The 15,521-nt window shown below is 66.5% G+C and carries 16 protein-coding genes; 15 read left to right on the forward strand and 1 reads right to left on the reverse strand.

Translation table 11 applies throughout. The features are described 5' to 3' along the window. The 15 genes from JZ791_RS10495 to JZ791_RS10570 form a co-directional block, all read left to right on the forward strand. The coding region (locus tag JZ791_RS10495; RefSeq protein ID WP_216894037.1) for an iron chelate uptake ABC transporter family permease subunit at positions 1–576 on the forward strand (576 nt) is incomplete at its 5' end. A gap of 197 nt (positions 577–773) precedes the next feature. Then, the gene (locus JZ791_RS10500; RefSeq protein WP_308162880.1) at positions 774–1,658 is read left to right on the forward strand and encodes an ABC transporter ATP-binding protein; all 885 of its coding nucleotides are present in this window, start codon (positions 774–776) and stop codon (positions 1,656–1,658) included. A 36-nt stretch (positions 1,659–1,694) separates the two neighbouring features. Continuing rightward, positions 1,695–2,135: a BlaI/MecI/CopY family transcriptional regulator gene (locus JZ791_RS10505; protein ID WP_216894039.1), complete on the forward strand. Its 441-nt coding sequence runs from the start codon at positions 1,695–1,697 to the stop codon at positions 2,133–2,135. Positions 2,136–2,203: 68 nt separating this feature from the next. Next, complete coding sequence (locus JZ791_RS10510; RefSeq protein WP_216894040.1) at positions 2,204–3,148, forward strand: M56 family metallopeptidase; 945 nt, start codon at positions 2,204–2,206, stop codon at positions 3,146–3,148. Then, on the forward strand, positions 3,141–4,574 hold the full coding sequence (locus tag JZ791_RS10515; protein WP_308162878.1) for a DEAD/DEAH box helicase: 1,434 nt from the start codon (positions 3,141–3,143) through the stop codon (positions 4,572–4,574). Before JZ791_RS10510 ends, JZ791_RS10515 begins: the two co-directional genes overlap by 8 nt. A 151-nt stretch (positions 4,575–4,725) precedes the next feature. Then, positions 4,726–4,881 (forward strand): hypothetical protein, encoded by a 156-nt coding sequence (locus tag JZ791_RS10520; protein ID WP_216894041.1) that lies wholly within the window; start codon positions 4,726–4,728, stop codon positions 4,879–4,881. Between the two features lie 239 nt (positions 4,882–5,120). Next, positions 5,121–5,972: an LLM class flavin-dependent oxidoreductase gene (locus tag JZ791_RS10525; RefSeq protein ID WP_216894042.1), complete on the forward strand. Its 852-nt coding sequence runs from the start codon at positions 5,121–5,123 to the stop codon at positions 5,970–5,972. 104 nt (positions 5,973–6,076) lie between these two features. Then, on the forward strand, positions 6,077–6,559 hold the full coding sequence (locus tag JZ791_RS10530) for a DnaJ family domain-containing protein (RefSeq protein ID WP_216894043.1): 483 nt from the start codon (positions 6,077–6,079) through the stop codon (positions 6,557–6,559). A gap of 149 nt (positions 6,560–6,708) precedes the next feature. Next, a complete protein-coding gene (locus JZ791_RS10535) occupies positions 6,709–8,145 on the forward strand; it encodes a GuaB1 family IMP dehydrogenase-related protein (protein WP_216894044.1) in 1,437 nt (478 codons plus the stop codon). Between the two features lie 673 nt (positions 8,146–8,818). Continuing rightward, positions 8,819–10,201, forward strand: a complete 1,383-nt coding sequence (locus tag JZ791_RS10540; RefSeq protein ID WP_216894045.1) for a hemolysin family protein — start codon at positions 8,819–8,821, stop codon at positions 10,199–10,201. After that, positions 10,194–11,258 carry a hemolysin family protein gene (locus JZ791_RS10545; RefSeq protein ID WP_216894046.1) on the forward strand — a complete coding sequence of 355 codons (1,065 nt, stop codon included), beginning with the start codon at positions 10,194–10,196 and terminating at the stop codon, positions 11,256–11,258. Before JZ791_RS10540 ends, JZ791_RS10545 begins: the two co-directional genes overlap by 8 nt. A gap of 86 nt (positions 11,259–11,344) precedes the next feature. Further along, entirely contained in the window at positions 11,345–12,418 is a 1,074-nt protein-coding gene (locus tag JZ791_RS44905; protein WP_438804500.1) for a 3-methyladenine DNA glycosylase, read from the forward strand. Positions 12,419–12,483: 65 nt separating this feature from the next. Further along, complete coding sequence (locus tag JZ791_RS10560; protein ID WP_216894047.1) at positions 12,484–12,942, forward strand: hypothetical protein; 459 nt, start codon at positions 12,484–12,486, stop codon at positions 12,940–12,942. Positions 12,943–13,222: 280 nt separating this feature from the next. Further along, positions 13,223–13,507 carry a hypothetical protein gene (locus JZ791_RS10565; RefSeq protein ID WP_216894048.1) on the forward strand — a complete coding sequence of 95 codons (285 nt, stop codon included), beginning with the start codon at positions 13,223–13,225 and terminating at the stop codon, positions 13,505–13,507. Positions 13,508–13,811: 304 nt separating this feature from the next. Next, complete coding sequence (locus tag JZ791_RS10570) at positions 13,812–14,738, forward strand: helix-turn-helix domain-containing protein (protein ID WP_216894049.1); 927 nt, start codon at positions 13,812–13,814, stop codon at positions 14,736–14,738. Between the two features lie 9 nt (positions 14,739–14,747). Here the strand turns inward: JZ791_RS10570 and gntF are convergent, their stop codons facing one another. Then, on the reverse strand, positions 14,748–15,491 hold the full coding sequence (gntF, locus tag JZ791_RS10575) for a guanitoxin biosynthesis pre-guanitoxin forming N-methyltransferase GntF (protein ID WP_216894050.1): 744 nt from the start codon (positions 15,489–15,491) through the stop codon (positions 14,748–14,750). Between the last annotated feature and the right edge of the window lie 30 nt (positions 15,492–15,521).

The following is a 15,521-nucleotide window of genomic DNA, read 5'->3' on the forward strand; positions in this document are numbered from 1 at the left end:
GGGGTGGGCGGAATGCGGTTGGTGCTCATCGGGATCGGGGTGAACACCGTGCTGACGGCGGGGATCAGCTGGCTCGTCGGGCAGATCGGCTTACCGGACGCCGCCCGCGCCGAGATGTGGCTCACCGGATCCCTGGACGAGGCCGACTGGACCCGCGCCGCGCCGGCCGCGATCGGACTCGTACTCGTGCTGGTGGTGAGCATCGCCTCGACCCGCACCCTCGCCGTGCTGCGCTTCAGCACGGATACCGCACTGGCACTGGGCGTCCGACCACGATCGGGACACGGCCTACTGCTCATCGCGGCAGCGGCGGCGGCTCTGGCCACCGCTGCGGTCGGCCCGCTCTCCTTCGTCGCACTGGCGGCGCCCCAGATCGCCCGCCGGCTGATGCGCTCCCCCGGCGAACCGGTGCTCTGCTCGGCCCTGACCGGCGCGCTGATGGTCCTGGCCGCCGATGTGATCGTGCATACCGCGCTGCCCGTTGGCCTGCCGGTGGGGCTGGTCACCGCCGCACTCGGCGGACCCGTGCTCTTGTTCCTGCTCGTGCGCGTGAATCGGAAGGCCACCCTCGCATGACCACTTCATCGTCGCCGACCTGGGACTCGTCACGACCAGCCTCCGCATCGCGGACACCGACGTCCGATCAGCAGACCTCGACATCACCACCACAGCCCCTGACGTCGAACGATCGGACCCCGGCCGCTCCGTCGGCACCCGAACAGGAATCGCTCGCGCGGGGCCGAGCGTCATCCGTGCCGGACCCAACCTCGCATGTGCATGCCGAAACGCGGTTCACACGGGATTCCGTTTCGCATCGGCTGGTCGCGGACAATCTGACACTCGGCTACGGAAGCCGCGCTATCATCGAACGCCTCTCCCTCACAATCGAATCCGGACTGGTCACCACGATCATCGGCCCCAACGGCTGCGGCAAGTCCACACTGCTGCGCGCCCTGGGTCGCCTACTTCGCCCGAAGTCGGGCCGAGTCCTGTTGGACGGCAAGGCCATTTCCGGCATGAAGTCACGCGATGTGGCCAGGCTGCTCGGCGTGCTGCCGCAGACACCGGTGGCGCCCGAGGGGCTGACCGTCGCGGATCTGGTTGCGCGCGGGCGGCATCCGCGTCAATCCTGGCTGCGGCAGTGGTCGCCCGACGACGAGGCCGAAGTCGACGCCGCACTCGAACGGACCGGCATCGCCGAGCTGGCCGGGCGAACCCTGGACGAGTTGTCCGGTGGGCAGCGTCAGCGAGCCTGGATCTCGATGGCCTTGGCGCAGGGCACCGATGTGCTGCTGCTGGACGAGCCGACCACCTACCTGGATCTCGCCCACTCACTCGAGGTGCTGGACCTGGTCGACCTGCTGCGGGCCGAACTGGGCCGCACCGTGGTGATGGTGCTGCACGATCTGAACATGGCCATCCGCTACAGCGACCAGCTCGTGGTGATGCGCGACGGGCGAATCGTCGCCCAGGGTTCGCCCATGGAGATCATCGACGCGGATCTGCTGGCCCGGGTGTTCGGGCTGCGCGCCCAGGTGCACGAGGATCCGGTATCCGGGCGGCCGATGATCGTGCCGATCGGGGGTAGGAACGTGCGAGCCGACCTGGTCACTATGAAAAATCCCACACAGCTATCGGCAGGTTACGACGACCTGTAGTACGCGTGGATGTCGTTGACTCCGTAGACTCGAGGGATGGCAGGTCTTGGTGAACTCGAGAAGGCGGTCATGGACCAGTTGTGGTCGGCCGATCAACCCCAGACGGTCCGGCAGGTCCATGAGGCGCTCGCGGCACATCGCGAACTCGCGTACACCACGGTGATGACGGTTCTGCAGCGTCTGGCCAAGAAGAATCTGGTCGTGCAGCAGCGCGACGACCGCGCCCACCGCTATGCGCCGGTGCACACGCGGGACGAGTTGGTCGCCAGCCTGATGGTCGATGCGTTGCAGCAGGCCGACGAGGTCGGCAGCCGCCGCGCGGCGCTGGTGCACTTCGTCGAACAGGTCGGTAACGACGGGGCTGCCGCTCTGCGGGAGGCACTCGCTAAGCTCGAAGCAACCGAGGCCGCGCGTGCCCATCCGAAAGACGACAAGCGCACTGCGTCCGACGACAAGGGAGTCGCCCCGCCGCACTAGTTTCACGGGTTGCGGCGTCTCCCGCGCCGCGATCTCGGGCCCTGGCCCCACAACGCAGTGAGCTGAGCATGAACGCAACCGCGCCGATATTCGCCGGTCTCGCCTTGCTACTCGCGGGACCGGTCCCAGCCCTGCTCAGCCGAGCCAGATGGCCGTACCGGACGCCCCGGGCGGCACTGGTGCTCTGGCAGTCCGTGGCCCTGGCCGCGGTGCTCAGTGCGTTCGGTTCCGGCCTCGCGATCGCCAGCCTGCTGCTGGTGCCCGACCCGCGCGGCCGCCCCACCACCTCCCTAACCGGCGAGATCCACGCGCTGGGCCTGCCGTTGTGGGTGGCATACGTGGTCGTTTTCGCGCTCACCCTGCTCGTCGGCGCCCGGCTCATCTACATGGTGGTCCGCGTGGGCATCCACACCCGCCGTCGTCGCGCGCGGCACCGCCTGCTGGTCGATCTGCTCGATCAGGGCGGTGAATTCAGCGGTCAGCGCGCCGCCGACATTCGGGTGCTGGCCGCGGCCGAGCCGATCGCCTACTGCCTGCCCGGCCTGCGCCGCCGGGTCGTGCTGAGCCAGGGCACGTTCGCGAGCCTGTCCGAATCCGAACTCACCGCGATCGTCAGTCACGAGCGTTCGCACCTGCGCGCCCGGCACGATCTGGTGCTCGAGGCGTTCACCGCCGCGCACGAGGCGTTCCCCCGATTCGTGCGCAGCAAGTCCGCACTGGATTCGGTGAAACTGCTGATCGAATTGCTCGCCGACGATTCCGCGATCAAGGTCACCGGCCCGACCCCCCTGGCCCGCGCGCTGGTCGCCTGCTCGAATTCGACCGCGCCACAGGGCGCGATGGCAGTCGGCGGCCCGACCACCCTGATCCGTATCCAGCGCCTGTCCGGCCCCCTGGCCGACCCGCGCATCGCGGCCGCGGCCTATCTCGTGGCCGCGGCGATTCTGGTGGTGCCGACCCTGGCGGTCGCGATCCCCTGGCTGGTCGAGCTGGACCGATTGTTCAGTGCCTGAGCCGCGCGGCATGGCCGAGCCGGGCACGGTGCCAGGGCTGGACACTACGGGCGAGCCGGGTGTCGTAACCGGCGCAGAGCCGGACGCGGTGCGGGCGGCCGGGTTCGCGGAGCTGGGCCTGCCGATACCGCTGGTGCATGCGTTGCGGCGGGCTGGGCTCGAGACCGCGTTTCCGATTCAAGCCGCGACAATCCCCGACATTCTCGCCGGGCACGACCTTCTCGGCCGGGCAGCGACCGGATCCGGTAAGACCCTCGCATTCGGACTGCCGATGCTGGCCCGTCTGACCAAAGGTGTCTCGGCCCCACGGCAGCCGCGCGGTCTGATCCTCGCTCCGACCCGAGAGTTGGCTCTGCAGATCGAGCGTGCGCTGGACGAGGCGGCGCTCGCGCTGGGTTTGCGGTTGGGCACGGCGGTCGGCGGCGTTCCGATCAAGCGGCAGGCCGAGCGGCTGGTTCGGGGTGTGGATCTGCTCATCGCCACTCCGGGCCGCCTGGACGACCTGATCCAGCAGGGCGCGGCGGCGCTCGATGCGGTTCGGGTGGTCACGCTCGACGAGGCCGACCATATGGCCCAGCTGGGTTTCCTCGAACAGATCACCGTTCTGCTGGACCGGCTTCCCGCCGACGCCCAGCATCTGCTGTTCTCCGCCACCCTCGACGACTCGGTGGATTCGCTGGTTCAGCGATATCTGCGCGATCCGCGAACACATACGGTCGTGTCGGCGGTGACGGATGCCGACTTGCCGGTGAACGCCCCGGACGCCGCGAGTCTCGACGTCGGATCCGGCCCGGCCATCGCGCATCATCTGCTGCAGGTGCGCAAGGCCGACAAATATTCGGTGGTGAGCGAGATCGCCGCGCGACAGGGCCGCACGCTGCTGTTCGTGCGCACCCAGTACGGCGCGGACAAACTGGCCCGCAGGCTGCGCGAATCAGGCGTCGCCGCCGACGCGCTGCACGGCGGCCGGTCCCAGACTCAGCGCACCCGCACCCTGGCCGCCTTCGCCGACGGTTCGGCCCCGGTGCTGGTCGCCACCGATGTGGCCGCGCGCGGCATCCACGTCGACGACGTCTCCCTGGTGGTGCACGTCGACCCACCCGCCGACCCGAAGGACTACCTGCACCGCGCCGGACGCACCGCCCGCGCGGGCGAGAGCGGCACCGTCGTCACCATGCTCACCGAGGACGAACACACCGAATTCGAGGACCTGCTGCGGCGCGCCGGAATCCGGGCGACGACGGCCCGGGTCCGTCCGGGCGACAGCGTCCTCACCACCCTCACCGGCGCGCGCAGGCCCTCGGGCCGCCCCGTGCCCGATCCGGCCACTCCCCCGCCCCCCGCACGCGTGGATCCTCGCGTGCGTCCTCGCCCCGGCGCCGGACGACCGTCGTCCCCGCGTGGCCACCGTCGATCGGGTCGCTGACGAACGTCTCGTAACCTGGCGACCCACCGTCCACATCCAGCCTCGGTCGCGGATTCACCAGGGCAGCAGGCTCTTTCGTTCATCGCGGGAGGGGCTTATCGTGGAAGGTGTTCAAGTCCAGCACAGTCCCTCCCCCCAGGAGTGAATTCCAATGGGTATCAAGGACCAGAAGGCAATCCGCACCGCAAAACAGAAGGCCCAGCAGGCCAAGGTCGCCGCGCGGCAGAACGACCTGCGAAAGAGCAAGGTGGCCAACGAAAGACGCCTACAGGGTCGTCAGCGGGTGAGCACCGTAGCGCCCGATTGAATAGACGATCGATTCTCGGTCCGGTCGGTCGCACCTCACCGATCGCCACACTCCGCGCGGCCGATCTGCCGGAACCCGCGGTCGATCCGCCGCGTGGAATGTAGCTGTAGGCTGAGCCTGCGCCGCTCGATGAGACCAGTTCTCCACGCGGAACCGGCATTCCGACGTACTCGGGATGCCGTCCCGCACCGCGGTTGCGCCCCAACCGTTTACGCTCGCGCATCCGAGGAGATCAGGCAGTGCAGATCGGTACAGGAATCGCCAACCAGATACGGAACATTCGGCCCGAACTGATCCCGGAGTTCGCCAGACGCGCCGAAGAGGCCGGGTTCTCATCGTTGGCGACCGTCGGACGCCACGCCTACCCTGGCGTGTCCGATACCGTCGCACTGGCCGCCGCCGCGGCCGTGACCAGCAGGATCGGCCTGTTCAGCGGTGTGCTGCTGGCCCCGACCTGGCCCGCCCAGCTGCTGGCCAAGGAGTTGGCGGGCATCGACGGCATCGCGGGCGGACGGTTGACGGCCGGATTCGGCGTCGGCGTGCGCCCGGACGATTTCGTCGCCGAGGGCTTCGGCGAGGCGGGCCGCGGGGCGCGGTTCGACCGGGATCTGGAGACCTACCGCGCGGTCTGGGCGGGCGAGAACGTCGGTGGCGCAATGAATCCGGCCGTAACTCCCGACGCACGGCAGATCCCGCTGGTATTCGGCGGATTCGCACCGGCCGCGCTCAGACGGATGGCACGCTGGGGTGTCGGCTACGTAGCCGGATCGGTGCCCGCCGCGATGGCGGCGCCGGCCTTCGAGGCGGCGCGCGCGGCCTGGAAGGACGGGGGCCGCGAGGGCTCTCCGCGGATGATCGGCCTGGTGTATTACGCCCTCGGCGACGGCGAGGCGGGTCGCCGCAATGTGTACGACTACTACAGCGTCGCAGGGGATTACGCGAAGGTGGCCACGTCCGCGCTCTGCGATTCGCCGCAGGCCGTGCGGGAGATGACGACCTCCTACGGCGATCTCGGCATCGACGAGCTCATCTTCAATCCGGGCACCGACGACCCCGACGATATCGAGCGCCTGGCAGACATCGTGCTGTAGATCGCCCCGGCGTGGACTCGGGTCGTCATCGGAGGTCTTTATACTACCGATCGTCGTAGATACCGGTTATCCTGGAGATACAGTGTCGATCAGGGAGGGCGACGATGACCGAACGCAAACGTCCGGGCGTGAGCTTCGAATCCTGGCTGGACAAACAGATCCGCGCGGCGAACGAGCGCGGCGATTTCGAGAACCTGCCGGGCAAGGGCAAACCCCTGCCCGACGCGGGTCGGCGCTACGACGAAGACTGGTGGCTGAAGGACTATCTGCGCCGCGAGGGCGTCACCGGCGACGGCATCCTGCCCGAATCCCTGCTGCTGCGGCGCGATCTCGAACGCCTCCCCACCGTGGTACGCACGATGAACTCCGAACAGCGTGTCCGCGACCACGTCGCCGACCTCAACACCCGAATCACCAAGTGGCTCCGCATGCCCCACGGCCCCCACGTCAACGTCACCGTGGTCGACGTCGAGGAGACCGTGAGCCAGTGGCGCGCACACCGCAGGCCCGCACCCCCATCCGCACCACCCACAGGCGCACGCCCACCTGAAACCTCATGGTGGCGGCGCCTCCGTCGTCGCGCGTAACTCGAGCCATTCGGACCTCGTCCCGGCCGGTCACCGAGACGTCCTGGCAGGCGTATTCGTAGCGATCGCGTGGTCGGCTCGTGACCAGGGCCGGGCCGAATTCGCCCGGCTTTTCCGCACACACCGGGCACTCCTCTACAATCATGGAAGTGCAGTTCCTTCCCGGCCATCAGCCGCCCTATGACCTGACGTACGACGACATCTTCCTGGTGCCGAACCGGACGGATGTGGCGTCCCGCTTCGACGTGGACCTGTCGACCAACGACGGAACCGGCACGACGATCCCGATCGTGGTGGCGAATATGACCGCCGTCGCGGGCCGCCGGATGGCCGAGACGGTCGCCCGGCGCGGTGGCATCGTGGTGCTGCCGCAGGATCTGCCGCTCGAGGCGGCCGCCGACACGATCTCGTTCGTCAAGAGCCGTTCGCTCGTCGCCGACACCCCGGTCGTGCTCGGCCCGGACCATTCGGTGTCCGAGGCGCTGGCGCTGATCCACAAGCGGGCACACGGCGCGGTCGTCGTCGTGGAGAACGATCGGCCGATCGGCGTGGTCACCGAGTCGTCCTGCGCCGATGTCGACCGCTTCGCGCGCCTACGCACGATCGCGGACGCCGGATTCGTCTCCGCCCCGGCCGACACCTCGCCGCGCGAGATCTTCGAACTGCTCGAGTCCCGGCACGCGCCGGTCGCGGTGCTGCTGGCCGCCGACGGCACCCTCGCCGGCGTACTCACCCGCACCGGCGCGGTCCGCACCGGCATCTACGACCCGGCGGTCGACGCGCGGGGCAACCTGCGCATCGCCGCGGCGGTCGGCATCAACGGCGACGTCCCCGCCAAGGCCAAGGCGCTGGTCGACGCGGGCGCGGACGTGCTGGTCATGGATACCGCGCACGGCCACCAGATCAAGATGCTCGAGGCGCTGCGCTCGATCGCGGATCTGCGCCTGGGTACACCGCTGGTGGCGGGCAACGTGGTCTCCGCCGCAGGCACCCGCGATCTGGTCGAGGCCGGAGCCGACATCATCAAGGTCGGCGTCGGTCCGGGCGCGATGTGCACCACCCGCATGATGACCGGCGTCGGCCGCCCGCAATTCTCCGCCGTGGCCGAATGCGCCGCCGCGGCACAGGATCTCGGCGCGCACATCTGGGCCGACGGCGGTGTGCGGCATCCGCGCGACGTCGCCCTGGCCATCGCGGCGGGCGCGTCCAACGTGATGATCGGCTCCTGGTTCGCGGGTACCTACGAATCGCCCGGTGACCTGCGTGTCGATCGCGACGGCAACGCCTACAAGGAGAGCTTCGGCATGGCCTCCAAGCGGGCGGTCGCCGCTCGCACCGCCACCGACGGCGCCTTCGACCGTGCCCGCAAGGCGCTGTTCGAGGAGGGCATCTCCTCCTCCCGCATGCGTCTGGACCCCGAGCGCCCCGGCGTCGAGGACCTGATCGACCACATCTGCTCAGGCGTCCGCAGCGCCTGCACCTACGCCGGCGCCCGCTCGCTCACCGAACTTCACGAGAAGGCGGTACTCGGCGTGCAATCCACCGCGGGATTCAACGAGGGCCGCCCGCTGCCGTCAGGCTGGTAGGACACTCACCGTTGGAGTCCACATCGGCCGGGCTCGCATTCACGGCCATGCAGTGCCGCGCACGCTGTTCGTCGTGCGCGGCCCGCATGGCGCGCTGTGCGAGTTGAATCATCCCAGCGACCCGAGGCGGATTCGCCGACTCGGGCGCAACTGTCCGAGATAACGAGAATCCGTCTGGCGAGAACCGGCCTCCAGCTGCATTTTCCCGCCTCGAAACTCTGGTTTCGGACGATTCCGCCCGAAGAATGCAGCGGGAGGCCGGTTCTCCCATGCCGCCCCGACATCGCACCCGCGACCCGATGCACCGTCGCAACACAGAGCACCCTGCGTGCCGACTCCGAACAACACTCCGGCGGACCGCTGCATTACCGCGATGGATTGATCGGGAACCGGATGTGAGCGTCGCCGCGCACCGCGGTAGGCGATTCGTCGGCGGCTGCCGGTATTATGGCGAGTGTCGGACGTGGGGGTGCTCTCTTACGCCCGGATCGTCAGACGAAATCTGCCTCCACCTGCGAAAGGAACCCTTTGTCACCCGCGTCCGGCGGCGCTACCTCGGAGGGCGACTCTACCGAGCCGGGTGACATACCCGGCGCCTCCGTCCACACAGCAGTTCATCGACATACTCCAGCCCGGCAGTCGAGCCCAATCGGACATTGGGGACGGTGCTGACGTGTCGGTCGTGCCAACGATTCTCAGCCTGGCGGGTTTCATCGCGCTCACCGCGGGCACCGCCCTGTTCGTCGCAGCCGAATTCTCGCTCACCGCACTCGAACGCAGCACCGTCGAGGCGCATGCGCGCGATGGCGACCGTCGCGCCCGGCAGGTGCGTCGCGCCCACCGAACCCTGTCGTTCCAGCTCTCGGGCGCTCAACTCGGCATCACCCTCACCACCCTGATCACCGGCTATATCGCCCAGCCCGTCCTGGCTCGGCTGATCGCCCCGCTGTGCACCGCTCTGGGCGCGAGTCCGGGTGCGGCGCAAGGTATTTCCATTGTCGTAGCGCTGGTGCTCGCCACCTCGCTGTCCATGGTCTACGGAGAGCTGGTGCCCAAGAATATGGCCATCGCCGCGCCCCTGCGCGCCGCACGCCTGACCGCCATCCCGATGATCGTGTTCTCGACCACCTTCACCTGGCTGATCCGGCTGCTCAACGGCACCGCGAACTGGGCGGTGCGGCGTCTGGGCATCGAACCGGCCGAGGAGCTGCGCTCGGCGCGCTCCCCGGAGGAACTGGGCTCGCTGGTGCGAACCTCGGCGCAGCGCGGCGTGTTGGACCAGCGCACCGCCCTGGTGGTGGACCGCTCGCTGCAATTCGGCGAGCGCAGCGCCGAGGATCTGATGACCCCGCGTGTGAAGATCGAGTCCCTCGATCAGGACGACACCATCGCCGACCTCATCGCCGCCGCGAGCCGCACCGGATTCTCCCGGTTTCCGGTGATCGACGGCGACCTGGACGACACCCTCGGCGTCGTGCACGTCAAACAGGCGTTCGCGCATCCGGGCCCCGATCGCGGCAGCATCCGGCTGCGCACCATCGCCCGCCGGGTGCCGATCGTGCCCGCCAGTCTCGACGGCGACGAGGTCCTGGAGCGAGTGCGCGCGGATGGCATGCAGGTCGCGCTCGTGGTCGACGAGTACGGCGGCACCGCGGGCATCGTCACGATGGAGGACATCATCGAGGAGATCCTCGGCGATGTGCGCGACGAGCACGACGAGGAGGAGCTCGACGTGCGCCGCACCTCCGGCGGCTGGGACTGCTCGGGCCTGCTGCGCATCGACGAGGTCGCCCGCACCACCGGATACGATGCGCCCGAAGGGGAATACGAAACCCTGGGCGGTCTGGTGCTGACCATCCTGGGCCGCATGCCGGAACCCGGCGACGAGGTACTGCTGCCCGAGCCCGGTTCCGGGCAACATAATTCGATGCAGCCGAATTCGGCCGGCGGCTGGCTGGCACGGGTCGAGCGCATGGACGGGCGGCGGATCGACCGGATCCTGCTGCGACCGGTCGACGCGGACACGATGGTCGAATGGGAGGTGCACCATGCATGACCTGTTCGGAATGCTGCTGACGCTGATCCTGTTGTGCTGCAACGCATTTTTCGTCGGCGCCGAATTCGCCCTCATCTCCGCCCGCCGCGATCGGCTCGAGGCCCTGGACGCACAGGGCAAACGCGGTGCGGTGACGGTGATCCGGGCCGGTGAGCACCTGTCGATGATGCTGGCCGCCGCACAGTTGGGCATCACCATCTGCTCGCTGCTGCTGGGCCGCATCGCCGAACCGGCCATCGCACACCTGCTGCACGAGCCGTTCGCACTGGCCCACGTGCCCCAGCAGCTGGTGCACCCCATCGCCCTCGCGGTGTCGCTGTGCGTGGTGGTCGTGCTGCATATGCTGCTGGGCGAGATGATCCCGAAGAACATCGCCCTGGCCGGTCCGGAACGCGTTGCGCTGCTGCTGGTTCCGGTGATGCTGATCTGGCTGCGGCTGGCCCGGCCGGTGATCATGCTGTACAACCTGGCGGCGAATCTGTCGCTGCGCGCACTGCGGATCGAGCCCAAGGACGAGCTCGACGTCACCGTCTCCTCGGTCGAACTGGCCGAGATGATCGGCGAATCCCGTTCGGAGGGCCTGATCGACGAGGAGGAGCACCGCCGCCTCACCCAGGCGCTGGGCACCACCGACCGCATCGTCGCCGATGTGATGGTGCCCCTGGAGAAGGCCCGCTCGGTGCCGCTGCGCGGGGACGGGACCACGCTCGGCGATATCGAGTCCGCGGTCACCGAGACCGGATTCTCCCGTTACCCGGTCCGCACCGACGACGGCACACTGGTCGGCTACCTGCACGTCAAGGATGTGCTGGACAAGGTCGCCGACGACGCGGCGGGCCCGGCCACCCCCATCCCCCGGGCCGATATCCGCCCGCTGCCGACTGTGAGCATGGGCACCACCCTGTACGAGGCGCTGTCCCGCCTGCGCCGGACCAGCTCACATCTGGGCCGCGTCGTCGACAGCCGGGGCAATACCGTCGGCATCGTCGCCCTGGAAGACTTGGTGGAGGAGTTCGTCGGCACCGTGCGCGACGCCACCCACCGCATCGCGGAATGAGCGGGCAGGATCGGGAGCGAGCCGGAGCCGATCGGGCACCGGTGCACTCCGGCGACGTGCCTCGCTCCGACCTGGCGCAACGGCGAATTCGGCTACTGCCTGAGCACGAGTGGCGCGCCCTGGCCGCAGCCCACTGTGCGCGGGTCGACGGCCTCATCGGGCCCTATCTCGAACACCGGGCGGCGGGTTCGAAGCATCCGGTGATCGATTTCCTGTTCACCTATTACGGGCACAAACCCGCGCAGCTGCGCCGCTGGCATCCGGGGTACGGCGTGGCGCTGGAGAACGCGCGCGAGTACGACGGCGCGCGCGGATACCACCGCCATTCCGTCGCCTCGGTGCGACCCCCGGCCGTCATGCCGGAGCGCTGGTGGCGGGATTCCACCGCCTCGGCCCCCGAACTAGCGGGTTCCGGCCATAGTCACGCCGGAATGACGGAGGCCCACGCCGAGGCGGCCGCGCCGGATATTCGCACCTGGACCGCGGATCCCGCCTACCTCGCCCGCCGCGCCGACACCGTCGGATACGTGGCGGATCTCTTGCGCGCCACCGCATCCCGCCCCGCCCAGCTATCCTGTTTCGGACTGCACGAGTGGGCGATGGTGTACCGCAGCGAAGAGGTACGCCACCAACAGGTCCCGCTACGCCTCGGCCACGAGGGCACCGATTCGGTGGTCGAGTCGATGTCATTGCGCTGCACCCACTTCGACGCCTTCCGCTTCTTCACCCCGGACGCGGTCCCCCGCAACGCCGAACCCCTCACCCGCGAATCCCAGCTCCAGCGCGAACAACCGGCCTGCCTGCACGCCAACATGGACCTGTACAAGTGGGCCTTCAAACTGGTCCCCCTCGTCGACTCGGCCCTCCTGCTCGACTGCTTCGAACTGGCCTGCGCCGCACGCGAACTCGACATGCGCGCCAGCCCCTACGACCTCACCGAGTACGGTTACACCCCCGTTCGCATCGAAACCCCCGCCGGCCGCGCCGAGTATGTCCGCAACCAAGCCGACCTCGCCGACCGTGCCGCAGACCTGCGCACCCGGCTACACACCGCCTGCCAGGACCTGCTCGCCCTCATACCCGCCGACACCGCCCGGGAAGGTCATCCCTCGATTCGCTTCGAGGAGGCTCGGCGAGTGGATTCCGGCGGGAGCCGGTAGCCTGAGCCGCGGATAGACGGGCACGACACGATCCAGAGCGTCGCCCGGAGAGAAGGGACCTCCCGATGGTGACCGATCGACGCGCCCGCCGCGCCGTGTTCAAAACCTCCAGCGCATTGCTACTGGGCATCGCAGCCCTGTCCGCGCCCATCGCACTGGCCCCCGCCGCGGACGCGGCCGCCGGAACAGTCAGCGTGGTCACGGCCGGCAGCATCAACCACGCCCCCGGTGCCGTATTCAACTACTACATGACCTGCTACGCGGCCGACACCGTCTACAGCCTGGACGTGAAGGTATCCCACCCCGCCGACGGGTCGGTCGGCGCAGTCACGATCACAGACCAGTACATCACCTGCGACGGCACCCCCCACGCCGTACCGATCACCGTCAATTCGAACAAGGGCGGAGCCTGGAAGGTCGGCGACCAGGTCAACATCGTCATGACCCAACTCGACACCACCGGCCGGCCCATGCCGGACGGCACCACCAACGAGAAGACAACGCTGCAACAGCCGAACTACTGAGGATCGAGAATCCAGGTGCCACCTCGGCGCCAGGATCGGGGTCGAGCACTTGTGGTGCTCGACCCCGATTCGTGTCCGCGCAGTAGGTTCACATAGCAGCTGGACAGTATGTCGGTGTACACAGCGACGCTGTCCATATGCAGGCTTCTTCGGTTGAGTCACCCGCCGGTCGACCGCTCTCGACCGCACCGCCTCCAGGCTCTCTGACCAGTCGGCACGCGGAGATGATCCTACGAGAAGGGACATCCGACCTACGTGCAAGCTCTCTCATCATTCTGTCGTGGTTGTTCTCGGCACGACGTTCGGCCTCGGCGCCGATACGGGCGGTGCCTACCATCAGCATCGGCATAGCGACGAGCTGGACAACATTGGACCAGTACAAGTAGATACCCAGGTGGTGCGGGTCGAGAAGTGGACAGAGTCCGAATACGGTAAATCCATAGCATGCCCACATGGTGCCGAACAGCTTCGTCCCTACTACCGCGAGACGGTTGTTGAATCTCCGGAGCAGCCGATCCAGCCGCCAATGCCGAACGGTCTCCGGCCCAGTACCTGCCGGATCTGAATTCGAGGATAATAATTCCTTGTTTCGGCATGCCGGACTATGATGGTATTCGGGGCTCATTCAGACCCCTCCTGTGAGTTGTCGCAGAACAAAGATGACTTACGTTGCTACCCGGTGGGGCGCAATCCCGCCGGGTAGCGTTCACTTACTCGGTGTGCCGCCGCAGACACTGCAAGTGTGGTTTAAATGGTTGCGATATCGCAACCCGCCGTGAAGCGTAGCTTGCGATAAAATTCAGTTCAACTATCGCATGGGTGCTCGGAGTACGCATGCACTCGAAGTACAGGCAGGTAGGCTCGCGCCGATGAGTCGTGAAGTGAAGCTGGGCGAAATTCTGTCGGACCTCATCGACCAAGGTGGCTACAGGAGAAATCGCGGAAAAATCTGTCAAGCCGTGAGGATCAGCCCCGCCGCCCTGTCCCAGTACCTCACCTCACGCACGCGCCCCAGTTTCGAGGTGCTCGTGAGGCTCGCGGACTTCTTCGGCGTGAGCCTGGACTATCTGGTGTACGGCGACCAAATCCGCAGTTCCGCTCCACCGGACCTCGGCCCGCTGGTCCGATACGTCGATGTCTCCGTTTCACGTGCCCAGGAGGTGACACGCCAACACTCGGCTGTCGTCTCACGGGTAGGGCGTGTGCTCGCCGAACAGATCGACGCAGCGGTGATGAGTGCAGTGGAAGGAGATCGCCCCATATTCGCTGGCTTGCTACCGGATGATGACACCACCATCCTCGAGATGTGCGCGGAACAGATCTCCATTATCACCATGGACCTCGCTGCAGACATTATCGTCCTACCGGATTCCGGACAGGATGCCGCCGGCCGTTACTTGACAATCGTTGCACAGAATATCAATGCGCAGCGGCGATATCGGTTTTTGCTTCCGGGATGGCTCGACACCGATTGGAAAGAGCTTGTAATCCGCATGCGTAATATGCTGATTCAACAATGCTCGGCCGATTCTATCAACAAATGCTGTCAATTCCGCGTCACAGACGCTCCGATTTTCTCGGGCCTCGGTATCTGCAGACTCGACACTGCGTCTCTGATAATGCAGAAGCCTTCGTTCTTCGAAACGATCCGAGACTTCGTCGACGAAGATGGCTGGATAAGCTTCACACTCCCACCGTCAGGACACTTCACTGCACATGCACTTCACGATCGAGTACATCTAGATAATTCCAGAAAGCTCTTCGAATATTTATGGAAAAATAGCTCCCCGCTCTGAATAGGGCTCCTACCTTTGACCGCACACCATAATAAAACCATCGTAACCTATCTTCCCTTCCAAATTTTCTACGACCTCGCTATATGTCACATGGAACCCTAGGTCTGCATACAGATCGAGCACATCCCCCGGCGTGAGCGTCACCGCAGGATACCTTACGCCGCCGGCAGTCCAATGCGATGCGTTCAAAAGTGAAACAGTGACATACAGACCTTTTCTGTCCACCAGTCCGGCAAGCTTTCGATTGAGGCCTTCCCATTGCGCCTTGTCTTCGATCATAGAGTCGAGACAGAACGTATTGGCGACCACACCGTACGGGCCGAGCGAGCATCCCAGTAATGGATCATCGGCGAGGATATCACAATACGAAATCTGACGAATACGTCGGCGCAGCAGGCCAGCCCGCTGTAGTACATCCCCTGCAGCTCCGCTTCCCGCACCATCCTTTTCACACTGCAATGCGTAATCAATAAATCTACTCCAGTCGAACGCGTCATCGCCGTTACGCCACCATAAATCCACCTCGTGCAGGCATGCCGAATTATAGTCGCAAAAATGTATCCAACCAGCCGTACGGGCCGCCGTGATGATAGAATAAATCGTCGGACCGCCACCGAATTCGAGTAGGCTTCTCCCGGCCAGATCCAGATAAACCGTGGCATAGAAGCGCAACAATGCCTGATTACCGGGATCGACATCACCCTCGTAGAACTGAGCCAGATAGTCTCTCGGGAAGGAGTAGTACGAACGCACTGTCCCGGAGGATGGACCGACCTGAGAGTC

It is taken from the genome of Nocardia alni, from assembly GCF_019038435.1.
In the GTDB taxonomy this organism is placed as follows: Bacteria; Actinomycetota; Actinomycetes; order Mycobacteriales; family Mycobacteriaceae; genus Nocardia; species Nocardia alni.

Excerpts from the sequence above, each read along its gene's own strand:
- JZ791_RS10505 (WP_216894039.1), top strand. The coding sequence starts at position 1,695 with ATGGCAGGTCTTGGTGAACTCGAGAAGGCGGTCATGGACCAGTTGTGG.
- JZ791_RS10510 (WP_216894040.1), top strand. The coding sequence starts at position 2,204 with ATGAACGCAACCGCGCCGATATTCGCCGGTCTCGCCTTGCTACTCGCG.
- JZ791_RS10520 (WP_216894041.1), top strand. The coding sequence starts at position 4,726 with ATGGGTATCAAGGACCAGAAGGCAATCCGCACCGCAAAACAGAAGGCC.
- JZ791_RS10530 (WP_216894043.1), top strand. The coding sequence starts at position 6,077 with ATGACCGAACGCAAACGTCCGGGCGTGAGCTTCGAATCCTGGCTGGAC.
- JZ791_RS10545 (WP_216894046.1), top strand. The coding sequence starts at position 10,194 with ATGCATGACCTGTTCGGAATGCTGCTGACGCTGATCCTGTTGTGCTGC.
- JZ791_RS10560 (WP_216894047.1), top strand. The coding sequence starts at position 12,484 with ATGGTGACCGATCGACGCGCCCGCCGCGCCGTGTTCAAAACCTCCAGC.
- JZ791_RS10570 (WP_216894049.1), top strand. The coding sequence starts at position 13,812 with ATGAGTCGTGAAGTGAAGCTGGGCGAAATTCTGTCGGACCTCATCGAC.